We start from the raw sequence: 19244 nt of genomic DNA on the forward strand, positions 1-19244 counted from the left end.
ATCGGCGTTCATCGTTCCAGCACCCAGGTGTCCTTGGTACCGCCACCCTGCGAGGAATTCACCACCAGCGAGCCCTCGCGCAGCGCCACGCGCGTCAGCCCGCCCGGTACCATGCGCACCTCCCTGCCCGACAACACGAACGGGCGCAGGTCGATATGGCGCGGCGCGATGCCGGCCTCGACATAGGTCGGGCAGGTCGACAGCGCCAGCGTGGGCTGCGCGATGTACTGCTCGGGCCTGGCCCTGACCACCTCGCGGAAGGCATCGATCTCGGCGCGCGTCGCCGCCGGGCCGACCAGCATGCCGTAGCCGCCGGCGCCGTGGGTTTCCTTGACCACCAGTTCGGCCATATGGTCCAGCACGTACTGCAGGTCGTCGGGGCGCCGGCATATGTAGGTCGGCACGTTGCTGAGGATCGCCTCTTCACCCAGGTAGAAGCGGATCATGTCCGGCACATACGGATAGATCGACTTGTCGTCGGCCACGCCGGTGCCGATGGCATTGCAGATGGTGACGTTGCCGGCGCGGTAGACCGACAGCAACCCCGCCGCGCCCAGCGCGGAATCGGGGCGGAACGCGAGCGGGTCGAGGAAATCGTCGTCGACGCGCCGGTAGATCACGTCGATACGCTGCGGCCCCTGCGTGGTGCGCATGAACAGGTGGTCGTCCTCGACGAAGAGGTCGCTGCCCTCGACCAGTTCCACCCCCATCTGCTGCGCCAGGAAGGCGTGCTCGAAGTACGCCGAGTTGTACATGCCCGGCGTCAGCACCACCACGGTAGGATCGGCGATGGCCTGCGGCGAGACCCCGCGCAGCATGTCGAGCAGCAGGTCGGGATAGTGCGCGACCGGGGCCACGCGGTTGCGCGCGAACAGGTCCGGGAACAGCCGCATCATCATCTTGCGGTTCTCGAGCATGTACGACACGCCCGACGGCACGCGCAGGTTGTCTTCCAGCACGTAGAACTCGCCCTCGCCGGCACGCACCACGTCGATGCCGGCGACATGCGCATAGACGTCGTGCGGCACGCTGACACCGAGCATCTCGGGCCGGTACTGGGCGTTGTTGTAGATCTGGTCGGGCGGGATCACGCCGGCGCGGATGATGTCCTGGCCGTGGTAGATGTCGTGGACGAAGCGGTTCAGCGCGGCCACGCGCTGGCGCAGGCCTTTTTCCAGCAGCGCCCATTCGCTCGCGGGGAAAATGCGCGGAACCACGTCGAACGGGATGGTGCGCTCGGTGCCGCTGTTGGCCTCGTCCTTGTCGCCGTAGACGGCAAAGGTGATGCCCACGCGCCGGAACACCAGGTCGGCCTCCGCGCGCTTGTTGGCCATCGTGCTTTCGGTCTGGCGCGCCAGCCATTCGGCGAAATGCCGGTAGTGCGGGCGTACCGCCCCTTCAGGCAAGGCCTGTCCCGCGTGGATCAGCGCCAGCGCATTGTCCTCGCGCCAGTCCAGCATCTCGTCGAAGTACCGCGCCGCCATAATGGCCGCTCCTCCATGTCGCGGGCGCCGAAGCCGGCGCGCGTTCGCGCCGCTGCCGGCCGCCCTGGTTGCCCTGGCTGTCTTGCCCTGCCGCGCGGCCGCGCCGGTGCGCGCAAGCCGCGGTGATGCCGTCGAGTCACTGGCCCTTCCAGCATACCCGTGCCGGCGAAAGCCGCAAGGTGGCGCGGCGGGCCGCCTGTGGCACCGTTCCCGCGCCGCACCGGCACCAAAGTCAGGCTAGCAAGATGCCTGCCAGCGCACGCAACCACGGCCGCCGACAAGGCCGGCGGCGGTGGTTGCGATCCATGGAAAAAAATCGGGAGCTCGCCCCGGACCATGCCCCTCCGTGGGCAGGTCGGCGGCAGGTTAGCGCGCCGCGCCGGCGCCCTGCCGCACCGTGGCCTGCAGGATGGTGTCGACCAGCGCCTCGGGTGGCTGGCGGATGTCGAGCGCCAGCGCGTCGCCGGGTTCTTCGAGCGTATCGAACTGGCTTTGCAGCAGCTCGGGGTTGAAGAAATGCTCGGTGCGCGCGGACAGGCGCTGGCCGATCAGCTCGGCATCCCCCCTCATGAAGACAAAGGTCACGCCGCCATCGGGCGGGGTCAGCCGGTCGCGGTAAGCCTGGCGCAGCGCCGAGCAGGTGAACACATGGGTGCGGCCCTCGGCCCGGGCGGTGTCGATGGCCGCGCGCATCGCGGCCAGCCAGGGCCAGCGGTCTTCGTCGGTCAGCGGGATGCCGGCGTGCATCTTGGCCCTGTTGGCGTCGCTGTGGAAGTCGTCGGCGTCATGGAAGCCGCAGCCCAGCCGCTGCGCCAGCAGCTGGCCCACCGTGGTCTTGCCGCTGCCGGAAACGCCCATCAGGATATAGATCATGTCTGCTCCGTCGGTCTTGGTATCGGATGGTGGTGCCATCCTTGTCGGTTGCCTGCCTGTCCCGGTCGGCCCCGCTGAACGCGGTTGCTGCCGATCCCAGGGACGTCGCGGGGCGCTGTCGTCCCCGCGGGAAACTTCACTATAAAAATTGGCCTCTGACCGGGTTATTGTGCGACGGATCGCAGCGCGGCGGTATGGACGTCGCCACCGGCGGCTGCGGCATCCAGCTCGGACAGGTCGAGTGCGCTGCCGCCCTCTTCCGCGATCCGTGCGTGGCGCCGGAACAGGCCGAACAGGCCACGCCCCAGGCTGAACTGCGCGAACGGATCGGCAGGCGCGCGGGCCGGCGCGCGCGCCGCGAATTCGGCCTCGTCGCCCAGCCATTGCAGCGTACCGGCGACGGCGTCGACCCGGATGCGGTCGCCATCGCGCACACGCGCCAGCGCGCCGCCCGCCAGCGCCTCGGGGCCGACGTGGATCACCGCCGGCACCTTGCCGGAGGCGCCGGACATGCGTCCGTCGGTCACCAGCGCCACCTTGTGGCCGGCGTCCTGCAGCGCGCCCAGCACCGGGGTCAGCCGGTGCAGTTCCGGCATGCCGTTGGCATTCGGTCCCTGGAAACGCACCACCGCGACCAGGTCGCCGGCCAGCTCGCCGGCATCGAACGCCGCCTGCAGCGCCTCCTGCGAATCGAACACCCGCACCGGGGCCTCGACCACGCGGTGCTCGGGCGCCACGGCCGAGACCTTGATCACGCCGCGGCCCAGGTTGCCCTGCATCAGCCGCAGGCCACCCTCGGCGGAGAACGGCGCGGCGGCGGTCGCCAACACCTGCGGGTCGCCGCTTCGCGCCGCGCCGTCGCGCCAGTGCAGCACGCCGTCCGTCATCACCGGCTCCTGCGCGTAACGGGCCAGGCCCGGGCCGGCCACGGTCTGCACGTCCTCGTGCAGCAGCCCGGCCTGCAGCAGCTCGCGGATCACGAAGCCGGCGCCGCCGGCGGCATGGAAGTGGTTCACATCGGCCGAGCCGTTGGGATAGACGCGCGCCAGCAGCGGCGTGATGCGCGACAGCAGGTCGAAATCGTTCCAGTCGATCACGATGCCCGCGGCGCGCGCCATCGCCACCAGATGGATGGTGTGGTTGGTGGAGCCGCCGGTGGCCAGCAGGCCGACCATGGCATTGGCGATGGCGCGTTCGTCGACGATGCGCGCCAGCGGCAGGTAGCTGTCGCCGCGCGCGCGCAGCGCGATCGCGCGCTGCGCCGCCGCGGCCGTCAGCGCATCGCGCAAGCCGCTGTCGGGATGGACGAAGGCCGCGCCGGGCAGGTGCAGGCCCATGATTTCCATCAGGAACTGGTTACTGTTGGCGGTGCCGTAGAAGGTGCAGGTGCCGGCGCCGTGATAGGCCTGGCATTCGGCTTCCAGCAGCGCGTCGCGCCCGACCTGGCCGGTGGCGTAGAGCTGGCGCACACGCGCCTTTTCCTTGTTGGGCAGCCCGCTGGCCATCGGGCCCGCCGGCACGAACACCATCGGCAGGTGGCCGAACTGCAGCGCGCCCATCAGCAGCCCGGGCACGATCTTGTCGCACACCCCCAGCATCAGCGCCGCATCGAAGGTGTTGTGCGACAGCGCCACCGCGGTGCCCATGGCAATCGCATCGCGCGAGAACAGCGACAGCTCCATGCCGGCGTTGCCCTGCGTGATGCCGTCGCACATGGCCGGCACACCGCCCGCCACCTGCGCCACCGCGCCGACCGCGCGCGCGGCCTCGCGGATCACGGCGGGATAGCGCTCGTAGGGCTGGTGCGCCGACAGCATGTCGTTGTACGCGGTGACGATGCCCAGGTTGGGCGCATGCTCGACACGCAGCTTCAGCTTGTCGCTGGCGGGCAGCGCGGCAAAGCCGTGCGCCAGGTTGGCGCAAGACATGCCACGCAGCGGCGCCAGTTCCGCCTGCGCACGCTCGCAGCGGGCAAGGTAGGCGGCACGGCTGGCGCGGCTGCGCGCAACGATGCGGGCGGTAACGGCCTGAAGCTCGGCGTGGACGGCGGAAGGCATGGCGATGACGGTCCTTGTGGGCGGAATGAGGCGGGGCGACGGGCGCCGCAGCGGCGCCGAAAACTGTAGATTTTCTACAGATCGGGCGCCATTATACCCAGCACCTGCCGCCCGTCGACCCATCCGCACGGAAAAATCACGCAGAAAATGCCGTAATCAGGACAAACCCGGAGAGCCAGCCGGACCTCATTTCCGGCAAGATGCGGCGCCAATCAATGTAGAATATCTACATATTCTTTCCACACCGATACCGCCGCCTGCCGCCATGCGCGACCGCATCCTTGCCGTCTACGACACCCTTCGTCCTTCAGAACGCCGCCTGGCCGACTATGTCGCCCGCCACGGCGCCGCCGTGATCCGGCTGTCGATGCCGGAACTGGCCGAGCGCGCCGGGGTATCGCAACCCACCATCGCGCGCTTCTGCGCGGCGCTGGGCTACGACGGCTTCCGCGAATTCAAGCTGCAGTTCGCGCAGAATCTCGGCGGCGGCACGCCCTTCGTGCACCAGGATGTCGCCGCCGACGACCGCCCGGCGGACATCGCCGGCAAGGTGTTCGACCGCACCATTGCCACGCTGATGAGCGTGCGCAACGCGCTGTCGGCCGACCAGATCGAGCATGGCATCCAGCTGCTCGCCGGCGCGCGCCGCATCGAGTTCTACGGCTGCGGCAACTCCGGCATCGTCGCGCTGGACCTGCAGCACAAGTTCTTCCGCCTGGGCATGCCGACCGTCGCCTATGCCGACCCGCACGTGTTCAGCATGTCGGCGGCGCTGCTGGCTCCGGGCGACGTGGCCGTGCTGGTCTCCAACAGCGGCCGCACCTGGGACATGCTGACCGCCGCCACGCTCGCGCGCAGCAGCGGCGCGAGCGTGCTGGCGCTGACCCACAGCGGCTCGCCGCTGGCCCGGCTGGCCGATGTCTGCGTGTTCTCGGACGTCGAGGAAGACAGCGAGGTCTACACGCCGATGACCTCGCGCATCAGCCACCTGGTGCTGGGCGACGTGCTCGCCGCGGGCGTCGCGCTGGCGCGCGCGGACACCGTCGCGCCGCGCCTGCAGCGCGCCAAGGCGCATCTGCGCGAGCGGCGCATCGCCGGGGCCGAGCCGGCGCCGGCACGCAGCCGGGGCCGCACCGCCGCGGCCGAGCCCGCCCCGCCAGCCAACCCTGTGCCGCCCGCGGCGCGCCCCGGGCGCCGCAAGGCCGGTTGACCGCCCGCGGCACGGGCGCGCCCTAGCGCGGCGCAGGCGGCCGTTCCCGCCAGTAGCGCGGCTCCGCCTGCCGGAACATCGACAGCGTGTAACCCGCGCGCGCGGTGTCCAGGGTTACCGCGCCGGTTTCGTCGGTGCGATAGCGCGGGATGCCCGCGCGGCCAAAGCGCTCCCAGACTTCGGCGCTCGGATGGCGATAGCGGTTGCCATAGCCCAGCTGGAACACCGCGGCCGCGGGCGCGACCGCCTCGATCCAGTCCGCGCCGGACGACGTGCCGCTGCCGTGATGCGCCACTACCAGCACGTCGGCGCGCAAAACCCCGGCCGGCAAGCGCCCGATCAACGCCCGCTCCTGCTCCAGGCCGATATCGCCGGTCAGCAGCAGGCTGTGCGCAGCGCTATCCACGCGCAGCACGCAACTGCGCGCATTGCTGGGGATGGCGGCCTGCTGCGATTGCTCGGGAAGCGGGTGCAGCACGGCAAAGCGCACGCCGTCCCACTCCCATTGCTGTCCCGCGGCGCACGGGCTCCAGTCGGCTGGACCAGCCCCCGGATGGGGAGCTGCCAGCAGCGGGTGGCCGGCAGGCGCACCGGTGCTGCGTGCCGCCACGTCGACCGTCCCCGCAATGTCCGCGACGCCGCCGGCATGGTCGATGTCTTCATGGCTGACCATCAGGTGGTCGAGCCGCGTCACCCCCTCGGCGCGCAATCGCGGCACCACCACCTGCGCGCCCGCGCTGGCGCCGGTGGCATAGCCCGGCCCGGTGTCGTACAGCAGGGCGTGCGAGCGCGTGCGCACCAGCACCGCCGTGCCCTGCCCGACGTCGAACATCACCGCGCGGAACTGGCCTTCGGCCACCGGCGGGCCGCGCGCCAGCAGCATCGGCAGCATCAGCAGCCCGCCATGCCGGCGCAGGCGCGCCGAAGCCACGGGCGCCACCAGCAGCGCCACGCCAAGCGCCGCCAGCAGCAACGCCACCGGCCCCGCGCTGGCGGCCTCCCACATCGCCCATGGCAGCAGGGAGAACCATTCCAGCACGGCAGCCAGCACCACCATCGCCAAATGGGCGATCGCCATGACCGGCGCGGCCAGCCACAGCGGCAGCGCGGCGCCCAGCAGCGCCAGCGGCGTCACCAGCAGGCTGACCACGGGAATCGCCAGGGCATTGGCGAACGGCGACACCACCGAGACCTGGCCGAACAGCAACAGCGTCAGCGGCACCAGCCCCATGGTGACGGCCCACTGGGTGCGCGCGCCCGCGGCAAGCGCTGCCCGCAGCCGTTGCCAGCGTCCTGCGGTCGCGGCGTCCCGTCCCGGCCGCGCAGCGAAGAAGATCACCGCGACGGCACCGAAGGACAGCCAGAAGCCGGGCAGCATCGCCGCCCACGGATCCACCAGCAGCGCCACCAGCGCCGCCCACGCCAGCACTACCGACGCCGGCGGCGCGCGCGACCCCCATACCGCGACCGCCGCGACGCAGAGCATGGCGACGGTGCGCAGCGCCGGGATCTGCATGCCGGCCAGCATGCCGTAGCCCAGCGCCGTGGCCACCGCCATCACCAGCGCGGCTTGCCGGGCCGGCAGCCACAATGGCAGTGGCCGGCGCAGGCAGCGGCCGCAGCCGAACGAGTGGCGCCACAACAGTCCGGCAAGGGACGCGGCCATGCCGGCCACCATGGTGATATGCAGCCCGGAAATGGCGACCAGGTGGCTTACACCCGTGCGCCGGAACAACTGCCAGTCTTGCGCCTCGATGCCGCGCTGGTCACCGATCACCAGCGCAACCAGCACCGCGCCATAGCGCGCCCCGGCCGGCAGCGCGGCGCGCAGGTGATCGCGCACCGCGGCACGCCGGGCTTCGATGCGCCAGGCCAGCCGCTCGGAGGCGGCATCCTGCGGCGGACCCTGGGCGCGGCGCACGTATCCGGTCGCGCCATAGCCTTGCGCCAGCAGCCAGTAGGCGTAATCGAAGCCGGACGGATTGGCGAGCCCGCGCGGGCGCCGCAGGCGCAGCGTCAGCGTGAAGCGTTGTCCCGGGCTCAACGCGGGGGGCGCGTCGCGCCAGTTGAGGATGACCCGGCCCGGCAACGGCGGGGCTGAACCGGCTGACTGCTCGACGGTGAACGCGAAGCGTGTGCCGGTGACAGTTTGGGTGGGCAGCCCGGAGACCACGCCGCGCACGTCAAGGTCGCGGGCTTCCAGCGCCACGGGCAGCCATTCGCGCAGGCGCAACTCGGCGCGCCAGGCGGCCCAGCAGAACGCAATGGCAAAGGCCAGCATCGCCAGCGCCAGGCCTTGCAGCATGGCAGGCAGGCGCCTGCCCCACCAGGCCATGCCGATGGCGCACAAGGCCAGCAGCGCGGCGCCCAGGCGCAGGCCGTGCGGCTGCGGCAGCGTCGACTGCTGCTGCAGGGTCCAGCATCCGGCCACGAATGCCACCACGAAGCGACGCATGGCACCTCCTCCGTTGATCTTGCATTACCGGAGTTGTACCCGCGCGCAGGCGCGGCAAGCTTGTCAGCCTGTCAAGAAGGCGTGGAAGTTGTGTGACCGCCGGCGAGCGGAGGCGCCATGGTGTCGGCAAACGCCGCCAGGCGCGGCAGCGCCGCCACGGCATTGCGCCAGGTCGCCTGCGCCAGCGTCAGTGCGTCGATGCCGCGCAGCTCCGCCATCACGCGCGCCACCCCCGCCACCTCCGCCGGCGTGTTGCGCGCCTTGTGCTGTTCGCCGAACTGGTCGTCGGACAGCCACGCCGGCGCGATATCCGGCGCGTCGGTTTCCAGCACCAAGGCTTCCAGCGGCAGCTCCGTCGCCAGCCGGCGGATCTGGCGCGCGCGGCTGAAGGTGACATTGCCGCCAAAGCCCAGCTTCAGGCCCTGCTCGACGAAACGCCGCGCCTGTTCGTGGCTGCCGTTGAAGGCATGGGCGATGCCGCGTTTGACGCCCAGCTTGCGCAGTTGCGCGCCGACCTGGTCCTGCGACTTGCGCACATGCAGCAGCACCGGCAGGTCGAATTCGCGCGCGATCTTCAGTTGTTCGACGTAGAGCCAGGTCTGGTGGTCCGCATCCAGCCCCGCGACGAAGAAATCGAGCCCGATCTCGCCGATGCCGACGAAGCGCGGGTCGCCCATGCTGGCGGCGACCTGGCGCCGCAGCGTGTCCAGCTCGGGCTGGGCCGCGCCGGGCGAGCACAGCGGATGGATGCCCAGCGCGTAGACGCAGCGCGCGTCGCGCTGCGCCAGCGCGCGCACGGTGTCGAAGTTCCACGCGGCCACCGCCGGCACCACGATGCCGCGCACGTCGGCCGCCTCGGCCGCGTTCGCAACCTGCTCGCGGTCCGGGTCGAACTCGCCCGCGTCGAGGTGGCAATGGGTGTCGATCCACATGGCTGCGGCCGCTTCAGCGTTCCTGGTGCAGGTGGCCGTCGCGCAGCCGCAGCACGCGGTCGCAGCGGCCGGCGAGATCGAGGTCGTGGGTGACGATGACGAAGCTGGTGCCAAGCGTGCGCGACAGTTCCAGCATCAGGTCGTAGACGCCGCCGGCGGTGTGGTCGTCGAGATTGCCGGTGGGCTCGTCGGCGAGCACGCAGGCCGGCTGGCCCACCAGCGCGCGCGCAATGGCGACGCGCTGGCGCTCGCCGCCGGACAGTTCGCCCGGCCGGTGGCGCGAGCGCCCGCCCAGCCCGACGCGCTCCAGCATCGCCTGTGCGGCCTCGCGCGCGGCGGACTGGGTCAGGCCGCGGATGCGCAGCGGCATCGCCACGTTGTCGAGCGCGGTGAATTCCGGCAGCAGGTGGTGGAACTGGTAGACAAAGCCCAGCGAGCGGTTGCGCACCACGTTGCGCTCGCGCTCGCGCAGCGCCGTGAAGGGCTTGCCGAGCAGCGCGACGCGGCCGGAATCGGGCTCGTCGAGCCCGCCCAGCACATGCAGCAGTGTGCTCTTGCCGGAACCGGAGGCGCCCACGATGGCCACCTTCTCGCCGGCGTTGACGCGCACGTCGACGCCGCGCAGCACATCGACGTCGAGTTCGCCCTGGCGGAAGCGCTTGGTCAGTCCCTCGGCCACCAGTACCGGAGCACCGGTGCGCGGCAGGCCCGGGGCGGGTGTGGAAGTATCGGCTTGCAGCACGGCTTCACTCATAGCGCAGCGCCTCCGCCGGATTGACGCGGGCGGCGCGCCAGCTGGGATAGAGCGTGGCCAGCGTGGCCAGCACGAAGGAGATGATGCCGATGGTGGCGATGTCGTTCACGCGGGGATCGGAAGGCAGTTGGCTGATGAAATAGATGTCGCGCGGCAGGAACTGCACGTGCAGCAGCCGCTCGATGAAGGGCACGATCACGTCGATATTGGTGGCGATCAGCGTGCCGCCGGCCACGCCCAGCAGCGTGCCGATAAAGCCGATGGCCACGCCCTGCACGATGAAGATCTTCATGATCGAGCCCGGCTGCGCGCCCATGGTGCGCAGGATGGCGATATCGGCCTGCTTGTCGGTGACGGTCATCACCAGCGTCGACACCAGGTTGAACGCGGCCACCGCGATGATCAGCGTCAGGATGATGAACATCATCCGCTTCTCGGTCTGCACCGCGGCAAACCAGTTGCGGTTCTGCTTCGACCAGTCGCGCAGGTAAAGCTCGCCCGACATGGTGCCGGCCAGTTCCTGCGCCACCAGCGGCGCGCGCTGCATGTCCTGCAGCTTCAGGCGCACCCCGGTAGGGCCGCTCAGGCGGAACAGGGTCTCGGCGTCCTGCAGGTTGACCAGCGCCAGCGCGCTGTCGAACTCGAAGTGGCCGGACGAAAACACGCCCACCACGGTGAACTGCTTGAGCCGCGGCAGCACGCCCGCCGGCGTGATGGTGCCCTGCGGCGCCAGCAGCGTGACCTTGTCGCCGACCTGGACGCCCATGGCATTGGCCAGCTCGTTGCCCAGCGCGATGCCGAAGCTGCCCGGCACCAGCGCCGCCATGCTGCCGGCGCGGAACTGGCTGCCGACCTCGGACACATTGGGCTCCTGCGACGGCTCCACGCCGCGCAGCAGCACCCCGCGCACGGCATCGTCGCGGGTCAGCATGGCCTGCGCCGCCACGTAGGGCGCGGCACCGACCACCTCCTTGTTCTGCAGCGCCTCGGCCGCGGTCTTCTGCCAGTCCGGCAGCGCCGACGGGCCGATCACCTCGATATGCGCCAGCACCGACAGCATGCGGTCGCGCACTTCCTTCTGGAACCCGTTCATCACCGACAGCACCACGATCAGCGCGGCCACGCCGAGCGCGATGCCCAGCATCGAGATCATCGAGATAAACGAAATGAAGGTGTTGCGGCTGGCGCGCTTGCTTGCGCGGGTATATCGCCAGCCGATCTGCCACTCGTAGGGAAATTTCAAGAGGATTCCTGTTGTTTCGGAAAAGCGCCAGTGCCCGTCGGGGCGCCGCCGACAGCACGCAGGCCAGCCGTGGCGGGCGGCGCCACGGTCACGCCGCGGCAGCGTCCGGGACTGGCGCGAGCCAGCCGGGAGTTTACAATCTCGCCACCATGATGACGCACCTGACCCTGATTGTGCCCTTTTCCGTCCCGCCCGGCGCCGGCGACGACGGCCGCGACGACGTCGTCCCCGGCGCGCTGCTGCGGCAATTGGAGCTGCCAGCGCTCGGAAAGTTGCTGACCCGGGCCGCGCCCGGCCCGCGCGAGCGGCACGACGACCCCTTCCTGCGCAGCCTGCCGCAGGAACGCTGGCTGGCCGGCAAGGCCGGACTGGACACGGCGCAGGTGCCGCTGGCGCCCTATATGCGGCTGGCCGACAGCGCGGCCGCGGCCACGGCCACCCCGGCGGGCACCGCGGCCACCGCCGACGGCCAGTCCTGGGCCTGCCTGCAGCCGGTGCACATCCATGCCGCACGCGATCACCTGGTGCTGATGCCGCCGGGCCAGCTCGGGCTGCGGCCGCAGGAAGCCACCGCGCTGCGCGAGGCCATCGACGCGCTGCTGCAGGAATCCGGCATCGCGCTGGAGACGCCCTGCCCGCAGCGCTGGTATCTGCCCGAGGCCGTGTTCGGCCCGCTCGAAGCCACCACGCCGCTGCGCGCGGCGGGCCGCAATATCGACATCTGGATGCAGGCCGGCGCGCGCGCGCGCGACTGGCGCCGGCTGCAGAACGAAATCCAGATGACGTGGTTCGATCACCGCGTCAACCAGGCACGCGAAGCCGCCGGCGAGGTGCCGGTCAATTCGGTCTGGCTGTACGGCGGCGGCGCGTTGCAGCCGGTGCCGCGGCTGGCCGACACGGTGCTGAGCAGCGACCCCTTCCTGAGCGGCCTGGCGCTGGCCGCCGGCAGCCGCGTGCTGCCGGTGCCGGCAGGCCTGGGCGGCGCGGCCGCGCTCGAAGGCTCGGTGCTGGTCATGCTCGACAGCGCCACCGAAGCGCATATCGCCGAAGACTGGGGATTGTGGCTGGACCGCATGCACGCGCTCGATGCCGACTGGTTCGGCCCGGCCCTGACAGCGCTTGCGGCCGGCCAGATCGGCGCCATCACGCTGGTGCTGGGCGGCGAGAACCACTTTGCCGAGTTCACCGTGCGGCGCGCCGACCTGCGCAAGTTCTGGCGCGGCATGGGCCAGCGCGGCGACTGGCGCGCGCTGCTGTCAGACCTCGCCCTTGCCGCCTGAAGCCAGCGCTCTCCCAACACACTGCCGCCCCGCCCATGACCCGGATCGCCATCCGTCAATATTCCCCCGAACACGCCAGCGCGCTGGCCGCCACCGGCCTGCACCCGACCCTGGCCCGCATCCTGGCCGCGCGCGGCGTAGCCCGCGCCGCCGAACTGGCCACCGACCTGCCTGAACTGGTGCCGCCCGCGGCAATGAAAGGGATCGGCCATGCCGCGACTTACCTGGCGGACGCCATCGCCGCCGGCAAGCGCCTGCTGATCGTCGCCGACTATGACTGCGACGGCGCCACCGCCTGCGCGGTCGGCGTGCGCGGCCTGCGCATGCTGGGGGCGCGGGTGGAGTACATCGTGCCCAACCGCTTTGAGTACGGCTATGGCCTGACGCCGGAGATCGTCGCGCTGGCGGCCAGGCAGAATCCGGACGTGATCGTCACGGTCGACAACGGCATCGCCAGCGTCGACGGCGTCGCCGCGGCCAATGCGCTGGGCATCGACGTGGTGGTGACCGACCACCACCTGCCTGGTTCGGAACTGCCGCAGGCCGCGGTGATCGTCAACCCGAATCAGCCGGGCTGCGAATTCCCCAGCAAGAACCTGGCGGGCGTGGGCGTGATGTTCTACGTGCTGCTGGCCCTGCGCGCCGAGCTGCGCCGCCGCGGCGTCTACACCCAGCAGTCCCAGCCGCCGCTGCAGACGCTGCTGGACCTGGTGGCGCTGGGCACGGTGGCCGACGTGGTCAGGCTGGACACCAACAACCGCATCCTGGTGGCGCAGGGCCTGCGCCGCATGCGCGCAGGCCGCATGCAGCCCGGCGTGGCCGCGCTGTTCCGCGCCGCCGGCCGCGAGGCCGCGCGCGCCAATACCTTCGACCTGGGCTTCGGCCTCGGTCCGCGCCTGAATGCGGCCGGCCGGCTGGCCGACATGTCGCTGGGGATCGAGTGCCTGCTGACCGACGATGCCAACCGCGCCTGGGAAATCGCCCAGGAGCTGGACAGCATGAACCGCGAGCGGCGCGACATCGAGGCCGGCATGCAGCAGGAGGCGCTGCGCATCCTGGAGCAGCCCATGGCCGGGCTTGCGGGCGCGGACGCGTCGGCGCGCTATACCGTCAGCGTGTTCAACGACACCTGGCACCAGGGCGTGATCGGCATCGTCGCGTCGCGGCTGAAGGACAAGTTCCACCGCCCCACCATCACCTTCGCGCCGGGCGACGACACCACTGTCAAGGGCTCGGGCCGCTCGATCCCGGGCTTCCACCTGCGCGATGCGCTCGACCTGGTGTCCAAGCGCCATCCCGGCATGCTGCTCAAGTTCGGCGGCCACGCCATGGCGGCGGGGCTGACCGTGCGCGCCGAGCGCTTTGCCGAATTCCAGGAAGCGTTCGAGGCGGTCGGGCGCGAATGGCTGACCGACGACCAGCTGGCGCGCGTGATCGAGACCGACGGCGATATCGAGGACCAGTGCTTCAGCCCGGAGTTCGTCACCCTGCTCGAGCAGCAGGTGTGGGGCCAGGGCTTCCCCGCGCCGACCTTCTGCGGCGAGTTCGACGTGCTGCGCCAGAGCGTGCTCAAGGGCAAGCACCTGAAGCTGCAGCTGGGGCGCGGCAGCCAGCGCTTCGACGCGATCTGGTTCAACCATGCCGACTCGCTCGGCGCCAGCGCGCAGGTGGCCTACCGGCTCGACAACAACACCTTCAACGGTGTCACCCGCGTGCAGCTGGTGATCGAGCACGCGCAGTAGCGTGCCCGGAGGGGGCGCGGCGCGCCCCGGCTCAGCCGCGCGACGGCAGGTAGCTGGCCGGATTCACCGGCTTGCCGTTGCCGCGCACCTCGAAGTGCAGCTCGCTCGGGCTCGCGCCCATGCGGCCCACGTCCTGCCCCGCCGACACTTGCGTGCCTTCGCTGACCAGCGGCTGGTCCAGGTTGCCGTACACGGTGAGCCAGTCGTCGTTGTGCTTGACGATCACCAGCATGCCGTAGCCGCGCAGGTTGCCGACGTGGATGGCGCGGCCGGCGGCGGCGGCGCGCACCGTGCCGTTGGCCGGCACGGCGATGCTCAGGCCCTTGCTGGCGGGCGGCGAGAACCCGGCCGTGACGCGGCCGTCGGCCGGCCATTGCAGGCGGATGCTGCTGGCCGGCGGGCGGGATGCCGCGGCACTGTCGACGCGCGGCGTATCGGTCACGGCCTGGCCGGTGCCGGTCGACGCCGTCGCGCCGCCGGCCGCGGCGCCGGGCGGCCGCACCCGGATCAGCTGCCCCACCTCGATCTGGCTGGGGCTGGTGAGGTCGCTGTTCCAGCGGGTCAGGTCGCGCACGCTGCGACGGTGCTTGCGCGCGATCGAATACAGCGTGTCGCCGCGCTCGACGCGGTAGTAGCCGTCCGGCACGGGCCCGCCCGTGGTGCCGCAGCCGGCCGTGATTGCCGTCGTCGCGGCGGCCAGCAGCAGGCCCAGCGCGCGGCGCCGGCCTGGCTCGATGTCATGTCTGGTTTTCGTCATGCGTCCCTGTTCTTGGTCTGTGCCGGGGGCGGCTTGCGACCCGTATTATCGCCGCGTGCGCCGGCCGGCACCGCCGGATAGACCGCGCGGGCGCCGTTCCGTTCGGTTTGCGGCCGCGCCGCTGCGCCCGTGAAGCCCCGATCTGCCGCGCCGATCCGCTATAATTCGAGGTTTTCGAAGCGCAGGAACATCATGGAAGCAGAACGCCTCAACGCCATCTCCGGTGCCATCTCCGATCTCCGTTCCCGGACGGAAGATCTACGGGGGTATCTTTGACTACGATGTCAAAGTAGGAAGGCTGGACGAAGTCAACGGCCTGCTGGAAGACCCCGACGTCTGGAACAACCCCAAGCGGGCCCAGGACCTCGGCAAGGAAAAGAAGATGCTCGAGGGCGTGGTCGGCGTCCTGGGCAAGCTCACCGATGACCTCGTCGGTGCCGACGAGCTGTTCGAGCTCGCCAGGGAAGAAGGCGACGACGATACCCTCGAGTCGATCGAGGCCGACGTCAAGGGCTTCGAGGCGGTGGTGGCGGACATGGAATTCCGCCGCATGTTCGCCGGCGAGATGGACCAGGCCAACGCCTTTATCGACATCCAGGCCGGCGCCGGCGGCACCGAAGCGTGCGACTGGGCCTCGATGCTGCTGCGCCAGTACCTGAAGTACTGCGAGCGCAAGGGCTTCAAGGCCGAGGTGCTGGAAGAGTCCGAAGGCGACGTCGCCGGCATCAAGAGCGCGACCATCAAGATCGAGGGCGAATACGCCTTCGGCTACCTGCGTACCGAAACCGGCGTGCACCGCCTGGTGCGCAAGTCGCCGTTCGATTCGTCGGGCGGGCGCCATACCTCGTTCTCGTCGGTGTTCGTCTACCCCGAGGTGGACGATTCGTTCGAGGTCGAGATCAACCCGGCGGACCTGCGCGTGGACACCTACCGCGCCTCAGGCGCGGGCGGCCAGCACATCAACAAGACCGATTCGGCCGTGCGTATCACGCACATCCCGACCGGGATCGTGGTGCAGTGCCAGAACGACCGCTCGCAGCACCGCAACCGCGCCGAAGCCATGTCGATGCTGAAGTCGCGCCTGTACGAGCACGAGATGCGCAAGCGCCAGGCCGAGGCCGACAAGCTCGAGGCCGGCAAGACCGACGTGGGCTGGGGCCACCAGATCCGCTCCTACGTGCTGGACCAGAGCCGCATCAAGGACCTGCGCACCAACGTGGAAATGTCCAACACCCAGAAGGTGCTGGACGGCGACCTGGACCCGTTCATCGAGGCCAGCCTCAAGCAGGGACTCTGAGACCGTACCCGCCGCCGGCCGGCGGCGGCACAGCAACCCATCCATCGCTGTACCGCCGCCCGCGCCTTGCCGGCACGACGGCCTTTCCGACCGGGGCACCATGAGCGAAGCCAATCACCTGTACATCATCACCGGCGCCTCGCGCGGGCTGGGCGCGGCACTGACCAACGCCCTGCTCGTGCCGGGCAACCGCCTGATCTGCGTGGCGCGCAGCCGCAACACCGAGCTCGAACGCATCGCCACGCTCAGCGGCGTGCCGGTGGCCTGGCACCTGCAGGACCTGGCGCAGGCCGGCCCCGCCGCCACCTGGCTCGCCAGCGTGCTCGACACGCTCGACCTGCCGCCGACCAGCGCCACGCTGATCCTGAACGCCGGCGTGGTCGAGCCGATCGGGCCGGTCGCGGCGCTGCAGGAAAAATCGCTGGTGCCGCACCTGCTGACCAACCTGGCGGCGCCGATGACCATGACCGCGGCGTTCCTGGAGCGCACCGAGAAGTTCGGCTGCCCGCGCAAGGTGCTGGCGATCTCCTCCGGCGCGGCACGGCGCCCGATCGAAGGCTGGAGCGCCTACTGCGCCGGCAAGGCCGGGCTCGACATGTTCATGCGCTCGGTCAATGCCGAATACGCCCAGGCCGAGGCGCCGCGCACCGTGCGCGCGGTGGCGCTGGCACCCGGCGTGATCGATACCGGCATGCAGGCCACCATCCGCAATGCCGATTTTGCCCAGGTGCAGCGCTTCCGCGAGCTCAAGGCCAACCAGCAGCTCGCCTCGGCCGAGGAAACCGCCGGCCGCATCGTCGCCTACCTGCACCGCCCGGATTTCGGCACCACCGAGCTGGACGATCTCCGCAACTACTGAAGCCATACTGAACCCGCGCGCTGCCCGGCGCGCGACCGACACGACATCATGACCGAACCGAACCGCGCCCAGGCCCAGGCGCAGAACAAGGCCGCCGCCGCCGACACGCCCGCCGTCGACGAAAACAAGATCATCGCGGAGCGGCGCGAGAAACTGGCCGCGCTGCGCCAGCAAGGCGTGGCCTTCCCCAACGATTTCCGCCCCACCCACCAGGCCGCCGCGCTGCAGGCGCAGTACGCCGACACCGAACAGGCCACGCTCGAGGCCGCGCCGGTCGAGGTCGCCATCGCCGGGCGCATGATGCTCAAGCGCGTGATGGGCAAGGCCAGCTTCGCCACGGTGCAGGACGGCAGCGGCCAGATCCAGTTCTACATCACCCGCGACAAGGTCGGCGAAGAGGTCTACGCCGCCTTCAAGCACTGGGACCTGGGCGACATCATCAGCGCCCGCGGCGAGCTGTTCCGCACCAACAAGGGCGAGCTGTCGGTGCAGGTGCGCGAGCTGCGCCTGCTGTCCAAGTCGCTGCGCCCGCTGCCGGACAAGTTCCACGGCCTGGCCGACCAGGAAATGAAGTATCGCCAGCGCTATGTCGACCTGATCGTGTCGCCGGAAACGCGCAACACCTTCCGCGCGCGCACCGACGCGATCTCGTCGCTGCGCCGCCATATGGCCGATGCCGGCTTCATGGAAGTGGAAACGCCGATGCTGCACCCGATCCCCGGCGGCGCCGCGGCCAAGCCCTTCATCACGCACCACAATGCGCTGGACATGCAGATGTTCCTGCGCATCGCCCCCGAGCTGTACCTGAAGCGCCTGATCGTCGGCGGCTTCGAGCGCGTGTTCGAGATCAACCGCAACTTCCGCAACGAGGGGGTGAGCCCGCGCCACAATCCCGAGTTCACCATGATGGAGTTCTACGCGGCGTACACCGACTACCGCTGGCTGATGGACTTCACCGAGGACCTGATCCGCAAGGCCGCGATCGACGCGCGCGGCAGCGCGGTGCTGACCTACCAGGACCGCGAGCTGGACCTGTCGAAGCCGTTCCACCGCCTCACCATCTGCCAGGCGATCCAGAAGTTCGCGCCGCAGTACACCGACGCGCAGCTGGCCGATGCCGAATTCCTGCGCACCGAACTGAAGAAGTTCGGCGTCAACACCAACGCGCCGCAGTTCCTCAATGCCGGCCTGGGCACGCTGCAGCTGGTGCTGTTCGAGGAAACCGCCGAGAGCCAGCTGTGGGAGCCGACCTTTATCGTCGACTACCCGGTCGAGGTCTCGCCGCTGGCGCGCGCGTCGGACACGGTGCCGGGCATCACCGAGCGCTTCGAACTGTTCATCACCGGCCGCGAGATCGCCAACGGCTTCTCGGAGCTGAATGATGCCGAAGACCAGGCCGACCGCTTCCGCAAGCAGGTCGAGCAGAAGGACGCCGGCGACGAGGAAGCGATGTACTTCGACGCCGACTATATCCGCGCGCTGGAATATGGCATGCCGCCGACGGGCGGCTGCGGCATCGGCATCGACCGGCTGGTGATGCTGCTGACGGACAGCCCGAATATCCGTGACGTGATCTTGTTCCCGCACCTGCGGCGGGAGGACTGATGCTTTGCTTCCCTCTCCCGCGCGCGGGAGAGGGAGCAAACCCGCAGGCGATCAGGCCTGCGTCGCAGCACCAAAGCAAAAGGCCGGCATCGAGCCGGCCTTTTGCTTATTCCTGACGCCAGGAATTTACTCCGCTTCCTCGATCCACGCCTGCTGGATCGCCTCCAGGATCTTCTCGCCCGAACGCGCCGGGTCATCGGAAAAGTCGTCGAGTTCCAGCACCCAACGGCGCAGGTCGGTAAAGCGCACGCCGGCCGGATCGATATCCGGGTACTTGTCGTACAGGGCTTCGGCGATGGCGTAGGTATCGGTCCACTTCATGGGCTTGTTCTCCGCTGAGGTCTGTGCCGGCCGCTCAGTGGCCTTCCTTGGCGTGGTTGATGGTGTACTTGGGAATCTCGACGGTCAGGTCTTCCTCGTCGACGATGGCCTGGCACGACAGGCGCGAATTCGGCTCCAGGCCCCAGGCCTTGTCGAGCAAATCCTCTTCCTTCTCCTCGGCCTCGTTGAGCGAATCGAAACCCTCGCGCACGATCACGTGGCAGGTGGTGCAGGCACAGGACTTCTCGCACGCGTGCTCGAGATCGATCCCGTGGGAAAGCAGGGAGTCGAGGACGCTGACGCCCTTCTCGGCTTCGATCACTTTCCCTTCCGGGCAGTATTCGACGTGGGGCAAAACAATGATCTGTGGCATGT

16 protein-coding genes are annotated in these 19244 nt (G+C 69.8%); 6 read left to right on the forward strand and 10 right to left on the reverse strand.

The genetic code is table 11. The features are described 5' to 3' along the window. Positions 1 to 8: 8 nt before the first annotated feature. The 3 genes from GA0116996_RS16575 to edd all read right to left on the reverse strand — a co-directional run bounded on the left by GA0116996_RS16575 (position 9) and on the right by edd (position 4414). A complete protein-coding gene (locus tag GA0116996_RS16575) occupies positions 9 to 1484 on the reverse strand; it encodes a circularly permuted type 2 ATP-grasp protein (RefSeq protein ID WP_092313830.1) in 1476 nt (491 codons plus the stop codon). Positions 1485 to 1850: 366 nt separating this feature from the next. Then, positions 1851 to 2357 carry a gluconokinase gene (locus GA0116996_RS16580; RefSeq protein WP_092313833.1) on the reverse strand — a complete coding sequence of 169 codons (507 nt, stop codon included), beginning with the start codon at positions 2355 to 2357 and terminating at the stop codon, positions 1851 to 1853. A gap of 164 nt (positions 2358 to 2521) precedes the next feature. Further along, positions 2522 to 4414, reverse strand: a complete 1893-nt coding sequence (gene edd / locus GA0116996_RS16585; protein WP_092313836.1) for a phosphogluconate dehydratase — start codon at positions 4412 to 4414, stop codon at positions 2522 to 2524. Between the two features lie 265 nt (positions 4415 to 4679). Here edd and GA0116996_RS16590 point away from each other — a divergent pair, with 265 nt between their 5' ends. Continuing rightward, the gene (locus tag GA0116996_RS16590) at positions 4680 to 5624 is read left to right on the forward strand and encodes a MurR/RpiR family transcriptional regulator (RefSeq protein ID WP_092313839.1); all 945 of its coding nucleotides are present in this window, start codon (positions 4680 to 4682) and stop codon (positions 5622 to 5624) included. A 22-nt stretch (positions 5625 to 5646) separates the two neighbouring features. On the opposite strand, the gene GA0116996_RS16595 is transcribed toward GA0116996_RS16590, so the two are convergent. The 4 genes from GA0116996_RS16595 to GA0116996_RS16610 form a co-directional block, all read right to left on the reverse strand. After that, positions 5647 to 8079, reverse strand: a complete 2433-nt coding sequence (locus GA0116996_RS16595; protein ID WP_092313842.1) for a DNA internalization-related competence protein ComEC/Rec2 — start codon at positions 8077 to 8079, stop codon at positions 5647 to 5649. Between the two features lie 71 nt (positions 8080 to 8150). Then, on the reverse strand, positions 8151 to 9011 hold the full coding sequence (locus tag GA0116996_RS16600; protein ID WP_092313845.1) for a TatD family hydrolase: 861 nt from the start codon (positions 9009 to 9011) through the stop codon (positions 8151 to 8153). Between the two features lie 13 nt (positions 9012 to 9024). Beyond that, on the reverse strand, positions 9025 to 9765 hold the full coding sequence (lolD, locus tag GA0116996_RS16605; protein ID WP_092313848.1) for a lipoprotein-releasing ABC transporter ATP-binding protein LolD: 741 nt from the start codon (positions 9763 to 9765) through the stop codon (positions 9025 to 9027). Continuing rightward, on the reverse strand, positions 9758 to 11008 hold the full coding sequence (locus GA0116996_RS16610; RefSeq protein ID WP_092313851.1) for a lipoprotein-releasing ABC transporter permease subunit: 1251 nt from the start codon (positions 11006 to 11008) through the stop codon (positions 9758 to 9760). The genes lolD and GA0116996_RS16610 overlap by 8 nt, the downstream gene beginning before the upstream one ends. 149 nt (positions 11009 to 11157) lie before the next feature. On the opposite strand from GA0116996_RS16610, the gene GA0116996_RS16615 reads away from it, so the two are divergent. Beyond that, positions 11158 to 12288, forward strand: a complete 1131-nt coding sequence (locus GA0116996_RS16615; protein WP_092313854.1) for a hypothetical protein — start codon at positions 11158 to 11160, stop codon at positions 12286 to 12288. Positions 12289 to 12323: 35 nt separating this feature from the next. Next, a complete protein-coding gene (gene recJ / locus GA0116996_RS16620) occupies positions 12324 to 14030 on the forward strand; it encodes a single-stranded-DNA-specific exonuclease RecJ (RefSeq protein ID WP_092313857.1) in 1707 nt (568 codons plus the stop codon). A 31-nt stretch (positions 14031 to 14061) separates the two neighbouring features. Here recJ and GA0116996_RS16625 read toward each other — a convergent pair whose 3' ends face one another. Continuing rightward, positions 14062 to 14787, reverse strand: coding sequence for a peptidoglycan DD-metalloendopeptidase family protein (locus tag GA0116996_RS16625; RefSeq protein ID WP_092313860.1), 726 nt, complete (start codon positions 14785 to 14787; stop codon positions 14062 to 14064). A gap of 192 nt (positions 14788 to 14979) precedes the next feature. Between GA0116996_RS16625 and prfB the strand changes: the two genes are divergently transcribed. From prfB to lysS, 3 genes are all read left to right on the forward strand, one after another. After that, positions 14980 to 16084 (forward strand): peptide chain release factor 2 gene (prfB, locus tag GA0116996_RS28070; protein WP_112775352.1). Its coding sequence is split into 2 segments (ribosomal slippage): positions 14980 to 15060 and positions 15062 to 16084, totalling 1104 coding nucleotides; the frame shifts between segments, so codons are not numbered across the junction. A 100-nt stretch (positions 16085 to 16184) separates the two neighbouring features. Next, a complete protein-coding gene (locus GA0116996_RS16630) occupies positions 16185 to 16943 on the forward strand; it encodes an SDR family oxidoreductase (protein ID WP_092313863.1) in 759 nt (252 codons plus the stop codon). 48 nt (positions 16944 to 16991) lie between these two features. Continuing rightward, on the forward strand, positions 16992 to 18548 hold the full coding sequence (gene lysS, locus GA0116996_RS16635; protein WP_092313866.1) for a lysine--tRNA ligase: 1557 nt from the start codon (positions 16992 to 16994) through the stop codon (positions 18546 to 18548). A 126-nt stretch (positions 18549 to 18674) separates the two neighbouring features. Here the strand turns inward: lysS and iscX are convergent, their stop codons facing one another. Together iscX and fdx are read right to left on the reverse strand one after the other, a co-directional pair. After that, positions 18675 to 18869: a Fe-S cluster assembly protein IscX gene (gene iscX / locus GA0116996_RS16640; RefSeq protein ID WP_092313869.1), complete on the reverse strand. Its 195-nt coding sequence runs from the start codon at positions 18867 to 18869 to the stop codon at positions 18675 to 18677. A gap of 34 nt (positions 18870 to 18903) precedes the next feature. Then, positions 18904 to 19242, reverse strand: coding sequence for an ISC system 2Fe-2S type ferredoxin (fdx, locus tag GA0116996_RS16645; protein WP_025582290.1), 339 nt, complete (start codon positions 19240 to 19242; stop codon positions 18904 to 18906). Positions 19243 to 19244 lie beyond the last annotated feature (2 nt).

It is taken from the genome of Cupriavidus alkaliphilus (assembly GCF_900094595.1).
Classification (GTDB): domain Bacteria; phylum Pseudomonadota; class Gammaproteobacteria; order Burkholderiales; family Burkholderiaceae; genus Cupriavidus; species Cupriavidus alkaliphilus.